20 protein-coding genes, 7 tRNA genes and 1 CRISPR repeat array are annotated in these 22,648 nt (G+C 47.2%); of the genes, 5 read left to right on the top strand and 22 right to left on the bottom strand.

Annotated features, from left to right (window positions below):
* The first annotated feature begins 28 nt into the window (after positions 1-28).
* A complete protein-coding gene (locus MJ595_RS10385) occupies positions 29-1,021 on the top strand; it encodes a nucleoid-associated protein (protein ID WP_263322239.1) in 993 nt (330 codons plus the stop codon).
* A 302-nt stretch (positions 1,022-1,323) separates the two neighbouring features.
* The gene (locus MJ595_RS10380; protein WP_263322238.1) at positions 1,324-2,088 is read left to right on the top strand and encodes a hypothetical protein; all 765 of its coding nucleotides are present in this window, start codon (positions 1,324-1,326) and stop codon (positions 2,086-2,088) included.
* Between the two features lie 393 nt (positions 2,089-2,481).
* Here the strand turns inward: MJ595_RS10380 and MJ595_RS10375 are convergent, their stop codons facing one another.
* Positions 2,482-2,934: a hypothetical protein gene (locus tag MJ595_RS10375; protein WP_263322237.1), complete on the bottom strand. Its 453-nt coding sequence runs from the start codon at positions 2,932-2,934 to the stop codon at positions 2,482-2,484.
* A 163-nt stretch (positions 2,935-3,097) separates the two neighbouring features.
* The gene (locus tag MJ595_RS10370) at positions 3,098-3,784 is read right to left on the bottom strand and encodes a class I SAM-dependent methyltransferase (protein ID WP_263322236.1); all 687 of its coding nucleotides are present in this window, start codon (positions 3,782-3,784) and stop codon (positions 3,098-3,100) included.
* 98 nt (positions 3,785-3,882) lie between these two features.
* Here MJ595_RS10370 and MJ595_RS10365 point away from each other — a divergent pair, with 98 nt between their 5' ends.
* Entirely contained in the window at positions 3,883-4,068 is a 186-nt protein-coding gene (locus MJ595_RS10365; RefSeq protein ID WP_263322235.1) for a DUF3094 domain-containing protein, read from the top strand.
* A 178-nt stretch (positions 4,069-4,246) separates the two neighbouring features.
* Here MJ595_RS10365 and MJ595_RS10360 read toward each other — a convergent pair whose 3' ends face one another.
* The 8 genes from MJ595_RS10360 to cas3 form a co-directional block, all read right to left on the bottom strand.
* Entirely contained in the window at positions 4,247-5,365 is a 1,119-nt protein-coding gene (locus MJ595_RS10360) for a hypothetical protein (protein WP_263322234.1), read from the bottom strand.
* 107 nt (positions 5,366-5,472) lie between these two features.
* Positions 5,473-6,828: a CRISPR direct-repeat array (repeat unit 32 nt; unit sequence GTTTCAATTCACGCGCCCGGGAAGGGCGCGAC).
* A gap of 207 nt (positions 6,829-7,035) precedes the next feature.
* Positions 7,036-7,329, bottom strand: a complete 294-nt coding sequence (cas2, locus tag MJ595_RS10355; protein ID WP_263322233.1) for a CRISPR-associated endonuclease Cas2 — start codon at positions 7,327-7,329, stop codon at positions 7,036-7,038.
* A 17-nt stretch (positions 7,330-7,346) separates the two neighbouring features.
* On the bottom strand, positions 7,347-8,366 hold the full coding sequence (gene cas1c, locus MJ595_RS10350; RefSeq protein ID WP_263322232.1) for a type I-C CRISPR-associated endonuclease Cas1c: 1,020 nt from the start codon (positions 8,364-8,366) through the stop codon (positions 7,347-7,349).
* On the bottom strand, positions 8,363-8,983 hold the full coding sequence (cas4, locus tag MJ595_RS10345; protein WP_263322231.1) for a CRISPR-associated protein Cas4: 621 nt from the start codon (positions 8,981-8,983) through the stop codon (positions 8,363-8,365). The genes cas1c and cas4 overlap by 4 nt, the downstream gene beginning before the upstream one ends.
* Positions 8,983-9,957: a type I-C CRISPR-associated protein Cas7/Csd2 gene (gene cas7c, locus MJ595_RS10340; RefSeq protein ID WP_263322230.1), complete on the bottom strand. Its 975-nt coding sequence runs from the start codon at positions 9,955-9,957 to the stop codon at positions 8,983-8,985. Before cas7c ends, cas4 begins: the two co-directional genes overlap by 1 nt.
* Positions 9,954-11,774, bottom strand: coding sequence for a type I-C CRISPR-associated protein Cas8c/Csd1 (gene cas8c, locus MJ595_RS10335; protein WP_263322229.1), 1,821 nt, complete (start codon positions 11,772-11,774; stop codon positions 9,954-9,956). Before cas8c ends, cas7c begins: the two co-directional genes overlap by 4 nt.
* Positions 11,771-12,433, bottom strand: coding sequence for a type I-C CRISPR-associated protein Cas5c (gene cas5c / locus MJ595_RS10330; RefSeq protein ID WP_263322228.1), 663 nt, complete (start codon positions 12,431-12,433; stop codon positions 11,771-11,773). Before cas5c ends, cas8c begins: the two co-directional genes overlap by 4 nt.
* Positions 12,434-12,443: 10 nt before the next feature.
* Positions 12,444-14,849, bottom strand: a complete 2,406-nt coding sequence (gene cas3 / locus MJ595_RS10325) for a CRISPR-associated helicase Cas3' (protein WP_263322227.1) — start codon at positions 14,847-14,849, stop codon at positions 12,444-12,446.
* 473 nt (positions 14,850-15,322) lie between these two features.
* Here cas3 and MJ595_RS10320 point away from each other — a divergent pair, with 473 nt between their 5' ends.
* Together MJ595_RS10320 and MJ595_RS10315 are read left to right on the top strand one after the other, a co-directional pair.
* Positions 15,323-15,670: a hypothetical protein gene (locus tag MJ595_RS10320; protein WP_263322226.1), complete on the top strand. Its 348-nt coding sequence runs from the start codon at positions 15,323-15,325 to the stop codon at positions 15,668-15,670.
* Positions 15,671-15,838: 168 nt separating this feature from the next.
* A complete protein-coding gene (locus MJ595_RS10315; protein WP_263322224.1) occupies positions 15,839-16,594 on the top strand; it encodes a lipase family protein in 756 nt (251 codons plus the stop codon).
* A gap of 39 nt (positions 16,595-16,633) precedes the next feature.
* Here MJ595_RS10315 and MJ595_RS10310 read toward each other — a convergent pair.
* The 12 genes from MJ595_RS10310 to MJ595_RS10255 form a co-directional block, all read right to left on the bottom strand.
* Positions 16,634-16,709: transfer RNA gene (locus tag MJ595_RS10310), tRNA-Lys, on the bottom strand.
* A gap of 40 nt (positions 16,710-16,749) precedes the next feature.
* A tRNA-Asn gene (locus MJ595_RS10305) sits at positions 16,750-16,825 on the bottom strand.
* A 47-nt stretch (positions 16,826-16,872) separates the two neighbouring features.
* Positions 16,873-16,948 (bottom strand) — tRNA-Lys (locus tag MJ595_RS10300).
* 40 nt (positions 16,949-16,988) lie between these two features.
* A tRNA-Asn gene (locus tag MJ595_RS10295) sits at positions 16,989-17,064 on the bottom strand.
* 47 nt (positions 17,065-17,111) lie between these two features.
* Positions 17,112-17,187 (bottom strand) — tRNA-Lys (locus tag MJ595_RS10290).
* An 82-nt stretch (positions 17,188-17,269) separates the two neighbouring features.
* Positions 17,270-17,345: transfer RNA gene (locus MJ595_RS10285), tRNA-Lys, on the bottom strand.
* A 29-nt stretch (positions 17,346-17,374) separates the two neighbouring features.
* A tRNA-Asn gene (locus MJ595_RS10280) sits at positions 17,375-17,450 on the bottom strand.
* Positions 17,451-17,669: 219 nt separating this feature from the next.
* The gene (locus tag MJ595_RS10275) at positions 17,670-18,272 is read right to left on the bottom strand and encodes a peroxiredoxin (protein ID WP_263322223.1); all 603 of its coding nucleotides are present in this window, start codon (positions 18,270-18,272) and stop codon (positions 17,670-17,672) included.
* Between the two features lie 263 nt (positions 18,273-18,535).
* Positions 18,536-18,880 carry a Grx4 family monothiol glutaredoxin gene (gene grxD, locus MJ595_RS10270; RefSeq protein ID WP_263322221.1) on the bottom strand — a complete coding sequence of 115 codons (345 nt, stop codon included), beginning with the start codon at positions 18,878-18,880 and terminating at the stop codon, positions 18,536-18,538.
* A gap of 143 nt (positions 18,881-19,023) precedes the next feature.
* A complete protein-coding gene (locus tag MJ595_RS10265; protein WP_263322220.1) occupies positions 19,024-19,842 on the bottom strand; it encodes a M48 family metallopeptidase in 819 nt (272 codons plus the stop codon).
* A 155-nt stretch (positions 19,843-19,997) separates the two neighbouring features.
* Positions 19,998-21,587 carry an ATP-binding protein gene (locus tag MJ595_RS10260; RefSeq protein WP_263322219.1) on the bottom strand — a complete coding sequence of 530 codons (1,590 nt, stop codon included), beginning with the start codon at positions 21,585-21,587 and terminating at the stop codon, positions 19,998-20,000.
* Positions 21,588-21,589: 2 nt separating this feature from the next.
* Positions 21,590-22,309 (bottom strand): winged helix-turn-helix domain-containing protein, encoded by a 720-nt coding sequence (locus tag MJ595_RS10255; protein ID WP_263322218.1) that lies wholly within the window; start codon positions 22,307-22,309, stop codon positions 21,590-21,592.
* Between the last annotated feature and the right edge of the window lie 339 nt (positions 22,310-22,648).

The raw sequence follows: 22,648 nt of genomic DNA, 5'->3' as shown, positions 1-22,648 counted from the left end.
AAGTCCATTTCCTTATTTGATACGTCCCATGACCATTAAAAATATCATTGTTCACCAGCTGGAACACAATGCTGAAGCCAGTACCCTGACTACTACGCCCGCTGAGCATAGCCTGCTCCCCACTCCAGCACTGGAAGCCATGCTGGATGAATTGCAGCAGACCTACAATAAAAAACAGGATAAACGCTATGGTCAGTTTACCGAAGCTGAAGGTGAGCACTTTCCTCACTGGCTGGAGCAATACCTGTCCGGCTCCCTGGAGTTCACCCACTTTACCTGCAAAGCCCTGGACGCCCTGAAGGCAAGCCTGGATCAGGCAGGCGCATTAGGGGGAGGCTATGTACTGTTTGCTGACTACCAGCAGGGAATGAGCAGGCACCTGCTACTGTGCATGCTGTCCAACCATATCAGCGTAACCGTAACCAAAGACCTGAATATCACCGATTGCTCCTATCTTGATACGGGCAGAATGTCCCTGGCCTGCCGTATCAACATCACTGAGTGGCAAGGCAACCCTTCCGGCACCCGCTACCTGTCATTTGTCCGCCCCCGTGGTGGCCGCCGTTTAAGCGATGTCTTTCAGCAGGCCATTGGCTGTAGCGAAACCAGTGGTAGCAAGGAAGAAACCGATACATTAATCACGGCAGTCCAGGAATACTGCAAAGAAGCACCATCAGAAGAACGAAAAGTCGTTAAAAGACAGGTCTATGATTACTGCCAGAATAAACTGGATGAGGGCCAGGATGTATCACTATCAGAATTAACCGGTCATCTAAGTGAGGCAGGCCCCGATGACTTTGCCCGGTTTGTGAATACCCGGGATTACGACATGACACTACCAATGACACCGGAACGACGAACCCTTACGCGACTGGTTCGTTATACCGGACGCAGCAAGGGCCTGAACCTCTCTTTTGATGCTGAGTTACTGGGTAGCCAGATCCGCTATGATCAGGAAAATGACCAACTGGTGATTACAGATATTCCTGAAAAACTGCGGGAGCAATTAAAACAGTCCTGATTTCTACCGTATTGAGGTTGTCGCAAAAGTTATTTTTATTAACCACGGAAACACAAAGACACAGAGAAAAGCGTTTTTTTTATCATTTTTGCTCCTGATAAGGGACAAAACAAGAAAACTTTGTGCCTCTGTGTCTTTGTGGTTAAAACAAAGCATACTTTTGCGACACTCTCGGAAACGCGGGGAACGGGAAATGAGAACAGCGCCTGGGGGGAAGCATGCCCCCTAAAGCACGCGCACTCACTATCCGATAATCTATCGTGATAGGCTGTAAAAAGAGCTGACAATGGAGCGTAACAAGGATGCCTCGCCCCCTGCTGATATTCTTCCTTCTGTGGACTACCCTGGCTACTGCCGAAAGCAATGTATCCCTGTCACCAGAGCAGATCATTAAACAAGAGTTATTACTGAACAGCCTGATTCAGGACATCCATTTATTGCAACTGAACTTTCAGAATCAAGAGACCAAAGAGCGACTACAGGATACGGTGACCCAACTGGATAAACACCTTACCGGTCTCCCGAAAACCCACCATAATCATGAAACCCGGCAATTACTATTAATCACCCATTCCCTATGGCCCGTGATCAGCCAGCATTCGAGATGGCTGGCAAAACTCCCTGCCAAACAAGAAGCTCCCAAACTCAATACCCTGATCAAGGCACTGGCCAAGCTCGACCGCCAGCTACAGATACTGCGTCAAACAATCCTGGCGGCGAACCCCAAAGCCAGCCAGCAACTCAGGTTCCTTGAACAAGCCCTGCTCATGCAAAAAATGTCCCGGGAATACCTGTTCCTCACCAGCTCCAGCCAACAGGCCTTATCAAAAGCCAGACAGCAACAACTCCAGGCCATGGCAAAACAGTTTGACCAGCGTATGGGCAAAATCTACCAGGAGTTTAAAGCCCACCCCCATGCCAAAGCACCTCTCAGGCAAGCCAGTATGACCTGGAATTTTATCTCCAAAAGCATTGGTCAGTATCCAAGGCGACCCGTTCCTTCAACAGTTGCTCGATATAGTAGCCAAATCGTTGATCAGCTGGCTTCCATTCATAATATGTTTTAGGGAAAAGAGAGCACACCCATACATTTTTACCGAGGGTGCTTATATTCTTTTCCTGAGAGTTCATATGACTGTTACAGGCAAGGAGCATTGTGGCTTTGAGTACAATCGTAGGAACATCTTGATCCTACTCAGATGAAAAACGGGCAGGGTGATGTGTTTAATTACGTACCTGTTAACAACACCATAGTTAGCAACAATAAACAATAAGGCGTAGTGTTCTCATCCTGAGTTCACAAAAAATAAATTTTTTCACAAATGACAGGAGCATTCAATTATTTTGACCATAGAATCTCATTTCTTATATTCGTGAGAGGGAATTTCCCCGACAGTATGGAAAACTATTGGCAGTAAAAAAAGCTTGGGAATACTTCTTACTGCCGGGGACAATAAAATTCAAGCTGTTACTACTTTAAAAGCTGACTTAATTGCATCAGCGCCATTTTTGCCTGCTTCCTTGAAATTACCTTTTTTAATATTTTCTACAAAATCTTCTCGCGCCTCTTTGCCATTTAACTTGTCTATATACTTCCTTTCATCTTTAATACACTTCTTTAATTCATCTATTTCCTTCTCATCCTCAGACAACTTTAATAAGATATTATAAAAACCTATTTTCAAATAGCTTCCAGCTATTTTTAAGCGGCTTCCAGCAACCTCTACCCATTTTACTTTCCTGCCTAAGATACTTTTTTCATCTTGTGATTTTTTAGATTGATCTAATCTAGGTTCAACCGTTTTTTTAGTTGTTTTTCTACCGAAAACAGTCGCACGTTCTTGCCCTTTTCTCCCTTTTCCATGTTGTACAGGCCTGCGAGTCATTGTGTGGGGTAAAATACCTTTCAACATAATTCAACTCCTTTTAAATCATTAAGAATGTCACAATAATACAGGGTATCCTTCAGCTAAAAAATAATACTTTAGTTTAATCACATAAAATAATACCTTAGTCTAATGCCTGCCTTTATAGCCAGTATCAACGGAGTCACCTGCTTTCAAACAGCCTCTTACATCAGACTACTGTCTGAATAAAAACCTCAGCCTCCCCCCAATCAAAGTCAACACCTATTTTTTTAACCTGTTTAAAAGAACCCCATTCGGAAAAATCTGATAACGGATAACTGATGCTAATAATTTTGGTACCTGAAGGCAGTCCTGCCAGTTTTTCTGCCAATACAGCAATCACACGGTCATCCAGGCCCGGATCATAAAGATAAACAACCGTAGCCCCCTGGAAATCAGTTTTAGTATAATCTTCACAATGAACATTGATACCTGATAGATTAAAACGCCTTATCACCCTCATTAGACGCCAGCAGAACACAGGTATAATATCTATGGCCGTAACCCGGCAACCCAGTATAGTATTTAACCATAAACTACTAAAACCGGCTCCGGAACCCAGTTCAAATATATGATCCCCAGTCCCCACCTCGGCTGAAGCCATTATCTGTTCCAGGGTTGTCAGGGGCGTTTCTCCATAGACTACGCTCTTATACTGATCCCGGGTCCTCACAAACCGACGACTACAGCGATAGGGATTTTCCAGCAAATAACTAAGCTTTAACCAGCTCCATGCTCCGGCGAATTTTTTTACCCTGAAATAACGCCAGATCACACACCCTGTCTCCCACAGCCCTTTAACCCTGACAACAACAGCCAGAATCAAAAAACGAATCATGCTAATGATAGTTTCCATCCCTCACCTTTTTATGCCATAAATACCCAGTACAATCATTGGTTAGACTGCCAGTTTCCATAAACCATGTTTCAACAAGCAAACAGGGAGAGCAACTTTTGAGCAATAATAACAACCGCCTCTACCCGGAAGACCAGGAACGTGTCGACCAGTACCTTAATAAAGGCATCAACACGGTTCATCGTCAACCATTCCGACCCATTCGATTAATGGCCTGGTTACTGGTGATTATTCTAACCCTGGGCCTGTTAAGCCGGCTCATTGGGCAATTAATTCCAGTATGAATACTAGAAAAACAACAGCAGGCATTGGGTGATGCCTTTCGGAAAAACAACCGGATTATTGAGGCTACACACGGCATGCTATTCATGACACTGAGTGACTAGCAAGCCGTGGAGCAAGCATTCTTTATTATGTCAGTGAAACAGAAATCACCCCTCAAAATACACTGTTAGCAAAATATTACGCAATACCATAGTCTTGCAAGAATTTATAAATTGCAATGACTGCCTTAGTCAGATGATCTTCACCTCCGCTATGATCCGAGTGATGCTTTCGCATCATTTCCATAATTTTCTTTTTAAGTGGCCCCTTAATATTTTTCTTTAACTCATCGGAAGTATATTGCGAGTTATGACTGCTACTATCTGCATTGGCTATCTCTTCTACTATTTTTTTTAAATCACCTACAAATGCATCCAGTTCTGGCTTAATATCTTCAGATGCCGTTTTTACCAATAGCTGTATTCTGAAATCATCAAGAGGACTGGTATACAATCCAGAAGAAAACATACCACCACTGATTTCCTCTGCTTTAACTTTCAAAGAAGTTTTATCAGGGCGCTCTTTTCCGCCATATCGTTGCCATACCCTCTCGGGCAGAGTCACCTTGGCTTCTATAAAGCCGAAATCAACGCTCTCCGATGGGGTTGGAGATAATAAGCCGGAGATTGGCGTATTACCTAACATTATTTCACCTTCATTTGGCCCACTTAAGCTATACCACATATCATCAATTAGCTTAGGATAACTACCTGAAGTTGCCTCTGAAACCCAGGGAGCCCACTCACCAGGAACAAAGTTTCTTTGGATACTGCCCCCTTGCTTTGGTTTAAATTTAGTTTGTCCCTTCTGATCAGTCGTAAAATCATCCTTCACAGAAGTAATAAATGTCACATTATTTCCAACACACTCAACCTGAAGCTGATTCATCGATGGTATTTCAAAAGGCTCTTGACCAGCATGGGGTGCACCTTTACCCGCTACAAGCTGACCTTTTTCTTCCGTATCTTCAGTCATCAATTGATACTCTAGCATTTCAGCCACCGAGTCTATCGATGCAATCATAGGAATATCTTTGAATACCAAGACAAACTCCCTGGGTTTTTTCCCCGATACGTACCCTCGATGATAATTATATAATGGCAAATGTTCCCGACAGTTTATGATTAGACATTGAACATATCCCTTTAGGCATATCTCCCACGAAGGGCTAGCAGTACAGACATCACCTTGCATCATTGCAATCCCTGGCACCGCAATATTGATACTCACGATTAAGGCAAGCACTTTCAACCACATACCAACAGCCCTTTTTACTGACCTTCAGTTTAGATATGTAATAGTAGTATCTTTCAAGGACAAGAACTGATTATCCGATCAGCTATAACCCCTTAACCTTTCACACAAATTTCAACCGCGCGCCCGGGAAGGGCGCGACATATTTCAATGCGTTGCGGAGGGATCAGAAAGCAGTTTCAATTCACGCGCCCGGGAAGGGCGCGACTAGCCAGATTCGGCATATGGGCATCATAGAAATAGTTTCAATTCACGCGCCCGGGAAGGGCGCGACGCTATGCCACTTAATTTCATACCACTGATAAGATGTTTCAATTCACGCGCCCGGGAAGGGCGCGACAGAAGAGAGGGATAGGTACTCAGTCTCAGGGTTGTTTCAATTCACGCGCCCGGGAAGGGCGCGACTGCACCTGGGCAAAGTAATGGGGGTGAGAGAACTGTTTCAATTCACGCGCCCGGGAAGGGCGCGACGCCAGCCATGTAAAGCATGAAGATTGCGAGCTTTGTTTCAATTCACGCGCCCGGGAAGGGCGCGACGAAATGCCTGCCGGTTTTTGTGGGCGATTTTCTGTTTCAATTCACGCGCCCGGGAAGGGCGCGACTTATAGGTGCCCGGTAACTGGCCAGTGTTCACACCGTTTCAATTCACGCGCCCGGGAAGGGCGCGACGCTGGTATGCGGTGGCCACTAATCCCGAAAAACTGTTTCAATTCACGCGCCCGGGAAGGGCGCGACAATAGCACGGGTCATCTATGGGCATGGTGATATTGTTTCAATTCACGCGCCCGGGAAGGGCGCGACCAGGCAAGGCCGGGAAATGGAACAGGTTCTCAGGGTTTCAATTCACGCGCCCGGGAAGGGCGCGACGACAATCAAGGGCTGATTCTTTCCAATGTTTCAGGTTTCAATTCACGCGCCCGGGAAGGGCGCGACGTTGTGACCATGGCAAAAAGAAAGACCAGTGCTAGGTTTCAATTCACGCGCCCGGGAAGGGCGCGACGGTAGTGACCGTGAGCTATTCAAGTCCCAGTTGAAGTTTCAATTCACGCGCCCGGGAAGGGCGCGACGCTCTACAGCGGCCTACAACCCGCCCTAGAGCTTGTTTCAATTCACGCGCCCGGGAAGGGCGCGACAGTGAGGCATAGTTAATCATGGATATTTTCAGGAAGTTTCAATTCACGCGCCCGGGAAGGGCGCGACCTTGTTTAAATCACTGAGGCAATCACTAACAGATTGTTTCAATTCACGCGCCCGGGAAGGGCGCGACATTAGTGGATTAACCCCGGTTTGAGGATGAATGATGTTTCAATTCACGCGCCCGGGAAGGGCGCGACATGCACAAACCCGCATAATTTAACTATGCTTGCAGTTTCAATTCACGCGCCCGGGAAGGGCGCGACAAGCGTCAACTGTCCATTGTTCCACTTAAAGGCAGTTTCAATTCACGCGCCCGGGAAGGGCGCGACAGCGTGCTCTATCAGCCAGACCAGGCAAAGGGTTAATGGGGCATTTGCGCTAACCCCTGATATAAGCACCAAGCCAAGCATACAAAATTCGGTGATTTAGCTCAAATCCCTGATATGACAAGGCTTGCAGCGATGCGCTAATACTCCCCATTTTTAAAGAGCACCAGGGGTTAGCGAAACGGCTACTCCCCTTTTTATTGACAACGATCAAATGATCAGGGTATCTCCAAAGATATCAATAGAGGGCTTGGCACCGTGGTGTTCTACCCGACGGCGCCAGTTAGCTCCCAACTTATAGAACCGGAGGCTATCCACATCCTCATCATAGGTGCCAAGCAACTGATCCTTCAGGTTAACCCACTGTGCAGGTGTCACCTCACACTCAAATACCGAGTATTGCACCCGCACTCCATAGTCGAGGCAGATTTTTGCCAACCGCCGTAACCGTTTATGGCCTTCAGGGTCTTCCATGCTGACATCGTAGGTAATTAATATCATCATATCTGTAATCCCCCTGTCTATCGACTGACAAAAGGTGGGTAGGATGCCAGGTCGCCCCTGAGGTGACGTGCCAACAACAATGACTGGACATGAGGCAGCAAGCCAATGGCAACCTTTTCCTTTAAATAGGGATGGGTAACCTCCTCCTGCTTCCGGGCCTGCCAGGCTGTCAGAAACAGTTTTCGACTGTCGTCTTTCATAACCACCGCTCCACTGGCCTGGTGCTCAAAACCTTTTGCGGTAATTTGTTTACGGTTAACCAGACTCAACACCAGCCGGTCTACCCACCAGGCCCGGAATTCTTCCAGTATATCCTGAGCCAGACTATCCCGACCCGGACGGTCAGCATGGAGAAAGCCCGCCTGTGGATCAAGCCCAACTCCCTGAAGGGCGGAGGCAATCTCCTGGCCCAGCAGGCTGTACCCAAACGACAGCATGGCATTGATGGCATCCTTAGGTGGGCGTCGGTTGCGGCCAGCAAAGGGAAAGTCAGCCTTTACCGAAGGTAATAGCAACTCCCCAAAAGCCCCAAAGTAAATAGCCGCAGCCTCCCCCTCAAAACCTCTTAAGCTATCAAGGTTCTGACACTCCCTTATCATTTCAAGGCGTTGTCCCAGACTGGTGATAGCTTTAGCCAAAACAGCATTATCACCATGGTTACGTAGCTGTCGCTGGAATACCCCACGACTGCTGACTATTTTGGCAGCAATAATGCCCCGTGCAACCGACAGTGGTTGTTGCTGACTGAGCTGGTACTGTTTTTTGCGCAATAAAATATTGCCGCTTTGACGACCGTGAAAACGTCCAAGAAAACGTCCATATTCAGTGAACATGGAAAGGCCGATACCCTGTTCACCACAGAAACCCATTAAAAAAGGGGATATCAGCACATTACCAAAGCAATACAGGCTTTGTACTGAGTGTGCAGGAATCTGAAGCAGTTTTTTCCGCTCCTGTTCAATGACAATGGTTTCCCGCTCTTTATGAACATACGTCCCCTGGCGGGTAATATAGAGGCTGTTTTGTAGTTTTTTCATTCACGAAACAATGCCTTGATATACTGGTCGCTTTGATCCACTCTTAGTAACTCCGGCTGGCAGAGATCAATCAGGGAACAGGCTCGGCACCGCTGTTTTTTGGCCGCCTCTGCCGGTGTTAATTTGCTGTCAAACTGTTTGCGTACTGCCCCAATAATATTCCGGGTTTTCTGCCTGAGCGACGTATCCAGTGCAACTACTTCCCGGTGACGGGTTTGCCAATACCATAAGGCACCTGCCTCAATAGAAGTACCCAGCATTTCTTCCAGGCATAAACCCTGGGCGCAGAGTTGTATTCGATCCCAGTCTTCTATTTTAGGTTTGCCTCGTTTGTATTCCACCGGCGTATATCGACCTGTCGCCTTTTCAAGCTCCAACAAATCCAGCTTTCCGGTAAGCCCCAGTTCTGGTGCATTAACCAGAACGCCCCGCTCAAAACGTATCCCCCTGCGAGTTTCCGGCTCACCACTGTCCACCCGCTGATGCAACAACTGCCCCTGGGCCGTAAACCAGTTTTCAGACCAGGCCTGCTCCAGGTGGATCAGGGCGCACTGCCGGGGGCAGTATGCATAGTGTTGCAAGGCGGAGAGGGGGATCAGGTGTTGGTCTTCTGCCACTACCAGATGACCCGTTTTATTAGCTCAACGCCCTGAGGCATTTCGCTATCCTTGATGGTTAACGCATAGTCGTTAATGCTACGGGCAGGAAGCCCTGAAGCTGTTTCTTTTTTCTCAACACGGACACAATCAAACAACTTGTGAGCCGGTGCATTACCAAGAGCATTGTCATGTTTGAATACCAGCAGTGCCCGGGTTGCCATTTCACCCCGGCTGGCAGAGTGGTCATGGTCAAACATTTGCTCCAGAGCAGTCAAGAATAGCTCCAGATCTTCTTCCCCAAACCTCGTCTGTTGTGCAAGATGGGCTGAAATATAGCCATGGCAGCGATACAGGCCGTAGGGAACTGTATACTTACGTCCTTGAATCCCTATCTGAGACTCTATAGGTTTGTCGCCTTTTCTTGCTGCAACCACCGTCAAGCTATGCTCTGCCGTAACTATAGGATCAATAGATCGGGAAAAGTTCATTTGAACAGCGCCTCTGACTTGACCCGCTTTTTTCTTCAAATTACTGGTATCTTTAGAGCTATCACTGGTGGACATGACGGCACCAAACGTTCTGACGTCATAAAAATTATGACACACCCAGTCTTTCGCAATATCCTCTGCTCGGGCAATAAATTCCTGTGCACTTTGATATTGCCGCTTTTCTGCATCAGTTGCTTTTTTGCCAGGTTTTTTTAATGATTGCGCTTCTTCCCACCTCTTTTGCAGGTCTGTATCTTCATAAGCCCGGGCATGCTGATGATTAAGCACAGCCTTTTCCTTAACATAAATCTCATAAGGCGGCTCTTCTCCCTTTACCAGCCCCACGAAATTTCTGATCTTGCGTTTCAGGCAAACATCCGTAACCAGCCCCTGTCCGGTTTCCGGATCAACCCTGGGTAGGTTGCCTGCATCAGGGTCACCGTTGGGATTACCGTCTTTAACATCAAATAACAACACAAACTCATAGCGGTTCTGCAGGCTCATGCTTCTACTTCCTCTGGCTGTTCGCCTTGTTTGGATGGTGCTTTAGTAAAGTCAGCTCGTTGGTATTTTTGATGGTAATAACCAATGGCAAACAGCCCCTGATCCTTTAAATTCAGGTAGCTGGGGAAGTTTATCTCTGGCGAAAGTTCATGAATAATTGCACCAAAATCCCAGTCGAAGCTGACTGCTGTTTTAATGGCAGGTTTTTCCTGTTTTCTTACCTTGTTAAGGTGAAATGAGGAACGGCGAATGAGCGTTGGGAAAACCACGCCGGGTGTACTACTGGCACTGCTGTAGTAACGATCACGAATAGTACTATTTATCTTTTTCTCATGGGCTGCCTGCTCCAGCAGCTCAAGAACGGCAAATAACCGTCCCAATCGATAACCAATATTGGTTTCAGTTTTATCAAGTGACACAGATACCTCCTTCTCAATCGGGTCAACCTTTCGCCGGTTTAAACAGGCCTTAATCAAACAAGCTCGCTCATAGCTGACATAGCCTTTTTCTGCCCGTAACCTGCGTATAACTGCAGCCAGCAGGGTTTCGGGCATGGGCTGTCCCTGGAAGATAGCCCGGTATACCTCACCAACTAACACCGGGGAAATGTTTTTATCTTCATCTTTTTTATCTTTCTTTCTTAATGCAGTACTGAGCAATAAGCGCCGGATACCCGGATAGCCAAACTTTGCCCGTCCAGTAATATCAATGTCCTGGAACCACTGGCCTATTTTCTGGCTGAACTCGGCTACTGTACCTGTCATCCAGAATCGGATAGCTATGCGTGCCGGTGGGTTAGGTGCCAGCCCCAGGATATAAAACCGCTGCTGATCATCCGGAGCTATTGCAGCTCCGGTAAAAGGTGATTTATAACGATCAACCAGTTTGTCAGTACCCCGATCAGGATCATCTTCGGTGGCTGGCGCAAACAGCCTTTTGACATCTTTCTCAAGGGTATGGCCTTTTTGTGACCAGCAAACCAGCGTGGTATCTCCCAGCTGCAGTCGCTGGTCACTATTTTTTAAAAGATAAGTAAGTGCTTTGGCATATTCATCCATAGCCTGTTCACTGACAGGAAAGTTCATTCCCTGTTCTTTTCCATAAGACTTATAAGCTTCAGCATTGATGGATGCCAATGGTACGGGATTACCAAGTATGCCGCTAACCCCGCTATGCAATCGTGCAACTTTTGCTTTTTCCCCAGTTACCAGACAAACCCCATCCTCGATTTCAGTCTGCTCTATCTGCTTACTTATCCACTCAACCAATTTGCTGGATTGGCAACACAGCCTACCTTCACCGTACAGCTCAAACGCCATATTGCAGCCATTGATTTTCAGGCAGTCCTGATAGAGTCTGTCAGACTTTACGGCATCAATTTGTTCAGACTGACAAAGAAAGCGATACACCGCCTGAACCCCCGCATCATCTTCAAGATCCTTTGCGATTTGTTCTGTTTGGCGAATAAAGCTTTGGTGCTGTTTTTCCACCATCGCCTTATCTTTTTCTGTGGGGGCAGCACCGGGTTTAGTCACTTTGGGCTGGTTCAGTACATAGCCAAAATGATCCCATAGGCAATACGCTGTTTCATAAGACTTAGAACCTGACCGGCCTTTGCCCTTGGGTATCCTCTCCAATTTCCCTACCAGCTTTTTACCCACGCTTTCCCTGTTATCCTTCAGCTGAATAAACCGCCCATCCTGGTCAATCACAATAACAAAGGGGATCGCTTTATAATCAAAGCCCCTTGGTGCCAAATCCGCATTCGGATCTTTTATTTTACGCTGGTAATACTCACACAGTGCCTGCAGGATCATTTTCTTACCTCGTCACTGTCCGCTGCTGGCACATGCACTACCCCCTGCTGCATTTGGGCATGGAAAAACATGGGTTGAGGGCTGGCCGGATCGGTAAAATCCAGATCGTAAAGCATCCAGCCCAGGTCACGGTCTTCTGCCAGGGCTGCAGACTCAATATCACTGTCTTCTATTAGGCGAAAATCACAGCTAAATTCCCTGGTTCCCAAATATGGCTGGGTAAAACACTGCCCTTTTTTTGCCCGGCGGCGGAACATCTCGGCAAACTTGCCGGGATTATCAGCAGCCCCTGCTTTATCGGTCATTGTAAAATCTGCATGCAGGCGGTAAGCCACATCCCTTAACAGCAGCGAAGCCCGCTGCTGACGGTCTGGCTCAATGTAGCTTCCCAGCAGCCCGATCCCTTTTTTCATCGCAGTTTTCACACTGCCAGAAGGCACCACAGACTTGAGTTCATTTCGCCTGAGATTGAGCCAGCGAATAGGCTTCAGTATTTCTATTCTCTGGATACGCCACTCAATGGCCGGCTTCCATAAAATGGCCTGATAGATATTTCTGGCAGCAGAAGGGGTAATGACATCATAACTGACCCGCTCCACCTTCATTTCTGGCCGGGTAAAACAGGCAAAATCCCCCCGGACTTCAAGACAAAATCCCATGGTTTCCTCTCTAGATCACTAAATCTTCTGCATTGAATAAGTGGTCAGGTGGTATCAGTCCCAGCTGTTTATCATACATATTGGCCAAATACTGGCCTGCTTTAACTTCAAGCAGTTCTGCTGCCTGGAGTTGCTGGGCAAAGCGCTCTGGCACAGTGACCGTATATCGCTGTAACTTCTTATATAACCCCTTTTGAGAAGGATCAGCTTCAAGCCTGGTTAGCCAATCCATCACAGGGCTTTTATCTAAACTCTCTTTTAGGCTTACTTCCCCTGCCCCAGTATTATTTTTCGGCTGTTCATGCTCAGGTAAATAAGGGACTACTATGCTGAAACCATTATCGTCAATCATACGGAATCGGCTAGATGCTTCACGAAACTGAAGGGTAACTTCACCACTGGTTGCCTGATCAGGAGCTAGCAACGCATTGATGTCATACCTGTCTCTGTTTCGCTGTTGGTTTAACAACGAAAAAAATCGGCTAAAGGCTGCGGGTGACAAAGGCTTATCAAGTTCCTCCGTTTTCAGCATCATTTCCGTTGCTTGATAAGCCTCCCGCAGAAAACCTGGTGGAGGACAATCAACAGGGTTAAATATAATAACCCGCCCTTTATCCAGCCTGCCTTCACGGTTACAGCGACCGGCACTTTGGGCAATAGAGTCCAGCCCTGCCATAGCCCGGTATACTACAGGGAAATCCACATCAACACCGGCCTCCACCAATTGTGTACTGATTACCCTTAATGGTTTGTTATCTTTACCCTGACGCTTATTTTTCAATCGTGCTTTTATAACATTCAATACCGCTGAACGGTGCTCAGCACACATACAGGCAGACAGGTGAAAAGTGGTGGGGGATTCTTCATTTTCTTTGTAACCCTGAGTATTATCCCTGGGCATTAAACGGTAAAGCTCCCGAGCCTGCCGCCGGGTATTGACAATAGCCAATACACAGTCTTCCTGTTGCAACTGGTGCGCCACTTCTTGCCACGATACTTCTTCTATCTGATTATTAATGACTGCAGGAAACTCAATATTGACTCGCCTCAACTCTTCTGAAAGCGGCTCAAAATCAGGATAAATTTCTTTCACATTATCCAGCCCTGACAATAAAGACCGGTTATCATGGCTTGTCTGGCTGCTCAGATCCGGCTGGGTTGCCGTGCAAAGCAACCAGGTAACGCCAAAGTGCCGGGTAAGCGCTTTCATGCAACGCACAATAGGCCCATGGAAATCCCTGGGCAGTTGCTGGGCTTCATCCAGTATGATCACCGCATCCTGAAGGTTATGGAGTTTTCTGCAGCGACTGGGTCTGCTGGCATGGAGTGACTCAAACAACTGAACATTGGTCGTCACGATAAGAGGCGCATCCCAGTTTTCAGCGGCCAAACGACTCCGGCTATTTTCTTCATCTGGTGATAAATCGAAATTGCTATGGTGCTCCAGAACAGCATCATCACCAATAAAGTCCCTGAATACTTTGGCATTCTGCTCAATGATGCTGGTAAAGGGAATGGCATAAATAATACGGCGCTTCTTATATTTTCTTGCGTGCTCAAGGGCAAAACCCAGACTGGACAGAGTTTTTCCTCCACCCGTCGGCACAGTCAGACTGAAAATACCGGGTTCTTCTTGCCTACCTGCTGTTAGGCAACAGTTGTAAATTTCATTACGCTTTTTGTTAAGAAATCGCTGCTTTTCTGAGGCCGGCTGAGGTTTTGCCTGCAGTGCTGCTACTGCTTTCCTGAAGCGCCGGTCAACCTCCTCCAGTGCGGGAAACTGCTCCCGGTTTTGCGCTTTTTCTGGAGACATATAACGTTCTGTATCCAAAAAGTCTGCATCAACCAGTGCAGAAAAAACCATACGTATCCATAAGGCTGTCGCTTCGGGATCAAGGGCTGCATCAGGTACGTCAGGCAGCTCACCTGATAAAATATCTGCCGGAATATCTGCTTCAAGACTCTTTCTGTACTCCTCCTTCCCCTCATCAAGACGGCACTTCAAAGTGGATTTTTTTGCCCCACTCCAGTCCGGCAACCCCGCATGATGACCAGCGATCAAGTAGGCCAGTAAACTGCCTTCGACAGTTCCAAGCGTGTTGATGGCATGGATAGCACCGGCTGTTGAGTGAGTAATACGCTGGCTTTTTTCTTTTTCTGTTTGCTCAATATGAGCATTTTCTGCGTTAGATTGTGTACTGGTTTCAATATATTTCTGAAATGCTGCCTGGTATTTGCCCAGGTCATGCCAACAGCCAGCCAGCCTTCCCCACTCGCTACCAAACTGTTCAGAAAATTCTTCCGCCAGCTTTGAAACATCCATCAGGTGGTCAGGCAACTCATGATCTGGTTTTCTTGTACCATCACTATTGAACGCTGTGTGTGCAATGTATTTTCTTTTCTTTTTCTGATTCATCAAGCAGTCCACTTTATAGAGGGAAAAGCTGCATAAGGGTCAGGAGGACCGCAGAGATAATCGCAAGCTCCCTTATCAGAAGCCGTAGCTCTCGTATCAACAATGGCAGCCAGTCCACAGCCCGTTACCTGAAGCTAATTCTGAGAAAGGGAAAGAATAGACTACTTCCATGGTTTTGTAGAAAAATAATTTTTAGTCTGATATTTCAACTATATTTAACGCTCGTTTTGACTGTATTTCTGTCAAAATGTGAATTTAAACCATGGTTTTGTTTTATTAAATCAAGTCGCAAAGGGGGGGCTGTTAGCAGCTCCCTGTCTTTGTTACAGCAAACTTTCTTTTTCGCACCCCATATCATTAAAATCAGCTTTTTTCGGAAGCCTCATATTTCTACAACTTATTAATAATGAGAACTGGCAACCTGACCAGATATCCTCTACGTTTACCCTAGAAAAAATAATCAGGAAGCAGTTATGCTAAACAAAGACCTGTACGACTGCCTGATCAAACTGGGCATTAATGATCAAAAGGCTCAAAAAGCCTCTGAGGAAAATGCCAAGATTGATATTATGCGGCAGGATATTGCCGCTATACGTCAAGGCATTTTTGAGTTAACCCGGCAGGCTGCCAGTACCAATGACAGGGTTATAGTTCTGGAGTCAGATGTGCGCATATTGAAAGAGGATGTGAACAGTCTGAAAGTACATGTCAGTGACCTGAAAGAAGATGTCGGCGGTTTGAAAGGTGATGTAAAAGAAATTAAAGGCAGTGTCCATAACATGGAAGAAATGTTGAAAATCCTGATTAACAGACAGCAGTAAATCTGAATTATTGCAAAATACCTTTATTCACCACAGAGGCGCAGAGGGCACAGGGTTTTCATATGCTCAAACAATAAATCTCTGCGCCCTCTGCGCCTCTGTGGTAAAAAGAAAGATAAATAAATCCGGCTTTTCATCCATATCAAAAATAATAAAAAGGTGGCTTCCGTGGCAAATCAATCATTCTCCATGCCTCTGGCCTTATCCCTTGGTAACCTCTGCAAACAGGCTTATTCACAATATGAAACCCAAAAGAAAGGCGAAGCCTGGTCTGTTGCCGATGGCTACCAGTTTCTTACCACTCTTCATGGTGTCTATGAGGACAACGCTATTCCTATAGGGTTTATGGCGAAAAAAGGGAATGACCTGTACGTTGCATGGCGAGGAACGGATAACGTTGAAGAATGGATCATTGATATTAAGTTTGAGCAGGTAAACTGCCCTTTTTTTGATGAATCTATTAAGCTGGAGCTGGGTTTCAGCGAGCTGTACGGTACAGGGCATGGTTCCACTCACCCATCCCCCAGAGATGCCTGCCTTGAACAGATCAAAAAGGAAAAAGGCATTGAAACCATTTATGTAACCGGCCACAGCCTCGGTGGTGCTTTAGCGGCCATCAACGCCCTGGATATCGTCACGCAATTTAACACAGCTCCCGTTGTTTATACCTTTGCCAGCCCCAGGACGGGCAATCATCATTTTGCCCATTGCTATAATGAGCGTATTAACCATTCCTGGCGCATCGTCAACTCCCATGACGAGGTTCCTAAACTGCCTCCCAAATCCTGCCCACCTGTTTTTCATGAATATCACTATAAGCATGTTAACAATGAACACATAATCACTTTTGGCGATACCTGGAACCTGCCCTTTGATCATTCACTGACAAACTATCTGGATAAGCTGGAAAAGTTATCTGCGTAACAAAAAAAAACCACCCGTTACCGGGTGGTTTTTTATATGTGGTGGGTCGTGTAGGATTCGAACCTACGACCAATTGGTTAAAAGCCAACTGCTCTACCGACTGAGCTAACGACCCAAATCTGTATGAAAGCCTTATATGCTCTCAATTGTAAAAGTGGCTCCCCGAGCTGGACTCGAACCAGCGACCCAATGATTAACAGTCATTTGCTCTACCAACTGAGCTATCGGGGATCTGCCTTTTATTCTGCACTTTACAATCGGTAAAGTCACAGAAAATATGGTGGGTCGTGTAGGATTCGAACCTACGACCAATTGGTTAAAAGCCAACTGCTCTACCGACTGAGCTAACGACCCAAATCTGTATGAAAGCCTTTTATGCTCTCAATTGTAAAAATGGCTCCCCGAGCTGGACTCGAACCAGCGACCCAATGATTAACAGTCATTTGCTCTACCAACTGAGCTATCGGGGATCTGCCTTTTATTCTGCACTTTACAATCGGTAAAGTCACAGAAAATATGGTGGGTCGTGTAGGATTCGAACCTACGACCAATTGGTTAAAAGCCAACTGCTCTACCGACTGAGCTAACGACCCAAATTATGTGTTCTGAATAATGATAGCCAGTCAACCCACCAACATTCAAAACGAACCGCCTGATATTCAGACAGTATAAATATGGTGGGTCGTGTAGGATTCGAACCTACGACCAATTGGTTAAAAGCCAACTGCTCTACCGACTGAGCTAACGACCCAAGCTTTTGAATAGTACTTCAAAAGAAAATGGCTCCCCGAGCTGGACTCGAACCAGCGACCCAATGATTAACAGTCATTTGCTCTACCAACTGAGCTATCGGGGAACTTTGCGTCTCGGTGAGTGCGTCTCCGTCATCACCTGACGGCAGCGAATATTAATGAGTTTTCTGCCTGAGTCAAGTCCTTCTCAGAACATTTTTAGCAGTTGCTCCAAGCTAACGATACTTTTACACACAAGCTTATGGCTAACACGTACAATTTTTTCAAAAAAGCCACATAAAAAAAGCTGCCCGTCGGCAGCTTTTTTCAGCAGCAAAAGATCGTTACAGACCTTCTGCATTCTCAGACAGGTAGCTGGCCACACCATCAGGGGATGCTTTCATGCCTTTCTTACCTTTTTCCCAGTTAGCTGGGCACACTTCACCATGCTCTTCATGGAATTGCAGGGCATCAACCAGACGAACCAGCTCTTCCATATTACGTCCCAGTGGCAGATCGTTAATGATCTGGGAACGTACAACACCGTTCTTGTCGATCAGGAAAGCACCACGGAATGCCACGCCACCTTCAGACTCAACATCGTAGGCCTTGGCAATTTCATGGGTCATGTCCGCCGCCAGGGTATACTTCACCTGACCAATACCACCTTTCTCAACAGGGGTGTTACGCCATGCATTGTGAGTAAAGTGGGAATCAATGGATACACCGATCACTTCAACATTACGCTCTTTGAAGGCATCCATGCGGTGATCCAGAGCGATCAGCTCGGAAGGACATACAAAGGTGAAGTCCAGAGGGTAGAAGAACAGTATGCCGCACTTGCCTTTAATAGCTTCAGACAGAGTGAAAGCATCAACAATTTCACCATTTCCCAATACGGCAGGCACAGTAAAATCAGGAGCCTTTTTACCAACCAATACGCCCATGCGTTCAATCTCCGGTGATTAATCAAAATAGCGTTGTCTTAGGGGCTGTTGACGTTTGGCCGTGTGCTCAGCCCCTGGCAGTATAACTGCAAAAAAAACACGCACTTCAACTTACTAAGCAGAGGCCATCATACACACCACAACGGTATACGCCTACCCGACAGGCGTGTTTTTGCCATGAATTTTATCTTTCAGCTTATAGAGTATTTCTATTAGAAAGACAGAATGCTATAAACTCCCTCTTTCACTCATACTTTTAGCCATCAAGCTTGCTGTGCAGAATCTTCCTCTTTATTACCCGCCGCTTCAGCAATAAGCTTCTGTAAGTCACCGCTGTTATACATCTCAATAATAATATCACTGCCCCCCACCAATTCACCCTTCACCCATAGTTGAGGGAACGTAGGCCAGTTGGCGTACTTAGGCAGGTTGGCCCGTATTTCAGGGTTTGCCAGAATGTCCACATAGGCAAACTTTTCACCACAGGCCATCAGAACCTGAACCGCACGGGAAGAAAAACCACAGTTCGGAAGCTGTGGGGTACCTTTCATATAGAGCAGGATATCGTGGGTTTCAATCTGCTCTTTTATTTGCTCCATGATATCCATGAAACCACCTCATCTTTATCAGGCTATTGTTGTAATCAAAGCAACGGTGCAAACCCGTTTGGCTTCCACCGTTACAGAACAGGGAGCATTCTAATGAAAATACCTGAGTGTCTCCATAGGTTAAATCTACGGATATCTGGTCTTTATCTACCTTTAGACCGCTTATATAAATGGTCAACCTTATGCACAGAGGCCTCCAGCCCGGATATCCGGGTATCATAAGACGGGTGGGTACTCATAAACTCGGGCACCTGCTGCCCTCCCGCCTTCGCCATTTTCTTCCAAAGGCTGACCGCTGCACCGGGGTCATAACCGGCCCGGGCCATCAACTCAAGTCCCATTAAGTCAGCTTCCACTTCCTTGGTGCGACTATGGGGCAGGGTTAATGCATAATTCACCACCATATCCGCTAGCTGTAAGGACTGACTTTCAACCCCAAACACTGCTTGCAGGGCATTTCGACCAAGTTTCACCGCATAGGCCTCTGACATGGCTTCCCGGCCATGTTCACGTAATGCATGGGCCATTTCATGCCCCATGATGGCTGCAATCTCATCATCGGTCAGCTTAAGCTGATCAATAATTCCGGAGAAAAACATAATTTTCCCCCCAGGCATGCAGTAGGCATTGAGCTGTTTGTCAGCGATCAGGTTAATTTCCCACTGCCAATTCCTGGCATCAGGACGGAAATTGCCCACCTGGGCTATCAGCCGGTCAGCAATCCTGTGCAGGCGTTGAACGGTCATAGAATCCTGGTTCAATTTTTTTGCTTTTTGTGCCTGCTTCACTGTCTCCTGGTAAGCTTCCCGGGCCATACTGTTAACCTGCTTCTCGGACAGCAGGGTAAACATATTTTGTTGCCGCTCAATACCAACAGCACCACTGGAGGTTGTGGAAACACTCTGACAGCCGGAAACCAGCAATCCCAGAGCCAAGCCGATAACCTTGCACCATTTTTTCATCGTCGGACCAGACAGTTTCTCTTAGGAGGAATTGTTGTAAACGCTGATAGGGAAGCAGGGGCTATTGACGTTTGATCGTGAACAGCCCCTAGTACGCCCTTCCCTATTAACCATCAACTATCAACCATTAGCCATCAACCATCAACACCACCAGGTCAAGCCTTTTGCTTGCGTGGCCAGATCAGGCTAAAGCGTGCCCCTCCCATAGGGCTATGCCTTACTACAGCCCTGCCGTTATGCCAGTACATAATGCGCCGGACAATGGAGAGTCCCAGGCCATAGCCACCCGACTTGCGGGTACGGCTGTCATCCAGCCGGGAAAAGGCAGTAAACACCCGCTCCCGTTGATCTTCAGGGATACCCGGACCGTCATCATCCACATCAATACGACAACTATCCTGTGTCACCGAGAAGCTCACCTGGATTTTACTCCGGGCATGACGGCAGGCATTACCCACCAGATTCTGCACAGCACGGTGCATATAACGTTGGTCCAGGTCGGACAGGCGTTTTCGATCCGACAATTTGGAAGGAAGATGCTCTATCTCAACCCGGCTTTGTAACCGCAGATGCTCACTGACCACCTGCGCCACAATTTGGTCCGCATCATGACGCTGGAAACGGATGGTGGGAGCGCCCTGCTCCAGGTTGGCATAGGTAAGAAATTCATCCACCAGGTTGTCCAGTTCCTGAATATCCTTGTCCATTCCGGAAAGCTGTGATTCTCGCTCTTGTGCGGTTTCCGCATCTGCGATCATCTCCAGTCCGAATCGCAGCCGGGCCACAGGGGTTCTAAGTTCATGGGACACACCCCGGATCATCTCTTTCTGGATACTCAGCAAACGCTGGATATGGCCTGCCATGGCATTGAAAGCCATTGCCAAACGGCCAATGGAGTCTGCCCCTGCCACATCAACCCTGACATCAAAATCACCACCGCTGAATCGTGTGGCAGCACGCTCAAGCTTCCTTAACCGCTTTTCCATTCCCCGTACCAGGACATAGATAGCCACGCTGAGAGAAATCAGCACAAACAGGCTGATGGTTAAAATCAATTTGAACGGGTATGGCGTCAGCAACCCCAGCGGCCCCAGCTGAATCAACTGACCACTGTCATCTAACATGGCATAGAGGGAAACCGTATCGGCCTCGTTATCCAGCAATGTCACAACCCCGCCCTTACGTAGTTGTTCCTGCTGAACCGGACTCAAAGGTGCCCCGGATGTTTCCACCAAATCCACCGGATAGCTAAAGGCCTCATGATTCAGCCTTTCTATTTCAAGAGCGCGCTGGTTAACGGGAAGCTGCCTCAGGCGCTCCCGAAGCAGGCTGATGGTGCCATTGGTCATTTGTTCAGAGATAACGGCTACATTACCCTGCAAGACAAGATCCTGCTCCACCCAGGAAAACACGTACGCCTGGCTGGCATCCAGCATTTCAACAACCACATGCCCGTTACGCAGTCTTTCCTGATCTCTCTCACCCAGGTTTGACTGTTCAGCCGTACCCAGGGTAAAGGGAATGGCCAGACGATAGCCCCAGTCATCCAGCCAGGGCTGACGCTGATCCCCGGGTAACTCTGCTATTTTTTTTGAAACCAGCCTGAATGTTCCCCTGGCCATATCTTCCCGGTAATCCGCCAGGCGGGAACTGTTCACAATAGTCACCGCAATCCCGGACAGCAGGGACACTAAAACCAGGGAGAACAGCAGGCCACCATAGATGCGAAGAAAAATACTGCTCACTTTCAGCCACTTTTTACAAACAGGTAGCCCTTGCTACGAACGGTCTTGATCAGTCTTGGATGCATAGGGTCATCACCAATTTTTGGGCGAATCCGGGAAACCCGTACATCAATGGAGCGATCCTGTCCGTCATACTCAATACCCCGGAGTCGCGCAAAAATCTCCTCCCGGCTAAGCACTCTCCCGGCATTGGAGCACAGCAACCAGAGCAAGTCGAACTCGGCACTGGTCAACTCGATGCTATTTTCATCCAGCCAGGCTTCACGCATGGCATTATCAACCACCAGCGGACCAAATCGTAAGCGGGACACGCCTTCTTCCTGCTCACCCTCCACAGTAGAGCCACTGCGCCTGAGCAGCGCCCTGATCCTGGCCAGCAGAACCCGCGGCCTGACGGGTTTAGCCACATAATCATCGGCTCCCATTTCCAGACCCAGTACTTCGTCCAGGTCATCGGTACGGGCGGTCAGCATCAATATGGGGTTATGAAACTGGCTTCTTGCCCGCCGACAGATGGACACACCATCTTCTCCCGGCAGCATCAGATCCAGCACCACCAGATCAGGCCGTTCTTCCAGGATGCGGTCAACCGCCCTGGCCCCATCTCCCTCAATGGATACCTGGAGGCCATTATTCTCCAGATATTCCCGGGTCAGATTGGCCAGCCGCTCATCATCTTCAACGATCAGGATACGACCTGTTTCTGTATTTTCTACAGCCATGCTTTCACACTTAAAAAAGATCTTGTCAATAGGTGGCAGATCTTACACTACCTGCTGTTTGTCGTCCTGATTTGACAACAAGCGGTAACAATAAATTCCTGGTTCCCTGCCTTTACGGGAAAAACCCTGCGGGATTTAAGTTGTAATTGCCAAAGACATGGGATATACACTGAAAGTCAGGTGAAAAACAATAATAAGTATTTTCTCTATGTATATTTGTTATAAAAACAATTTTGTAAAACTTGCAAAATGCCGAGTTCGATGGTGTAAATTAACAGCCAGTTTGCGAACACTAACATCGGAATTTACCCACACCTTATACACACTTTTTCCACGATT

The organism is Endozoicomonas sp. Mp262 (genome assembly GCF_025643335.1).
Classification (GTDB): Bacteria; Pseudomonadota; Gammaproteobacteria; order Pseudomonadales; family Endozoicomonadaceae; genus Endonucleibacter.
Note: the sequence above shows the minus strand (reverse complement) of the source record. Positions and strands in the feature narration are given on the sequence as shown.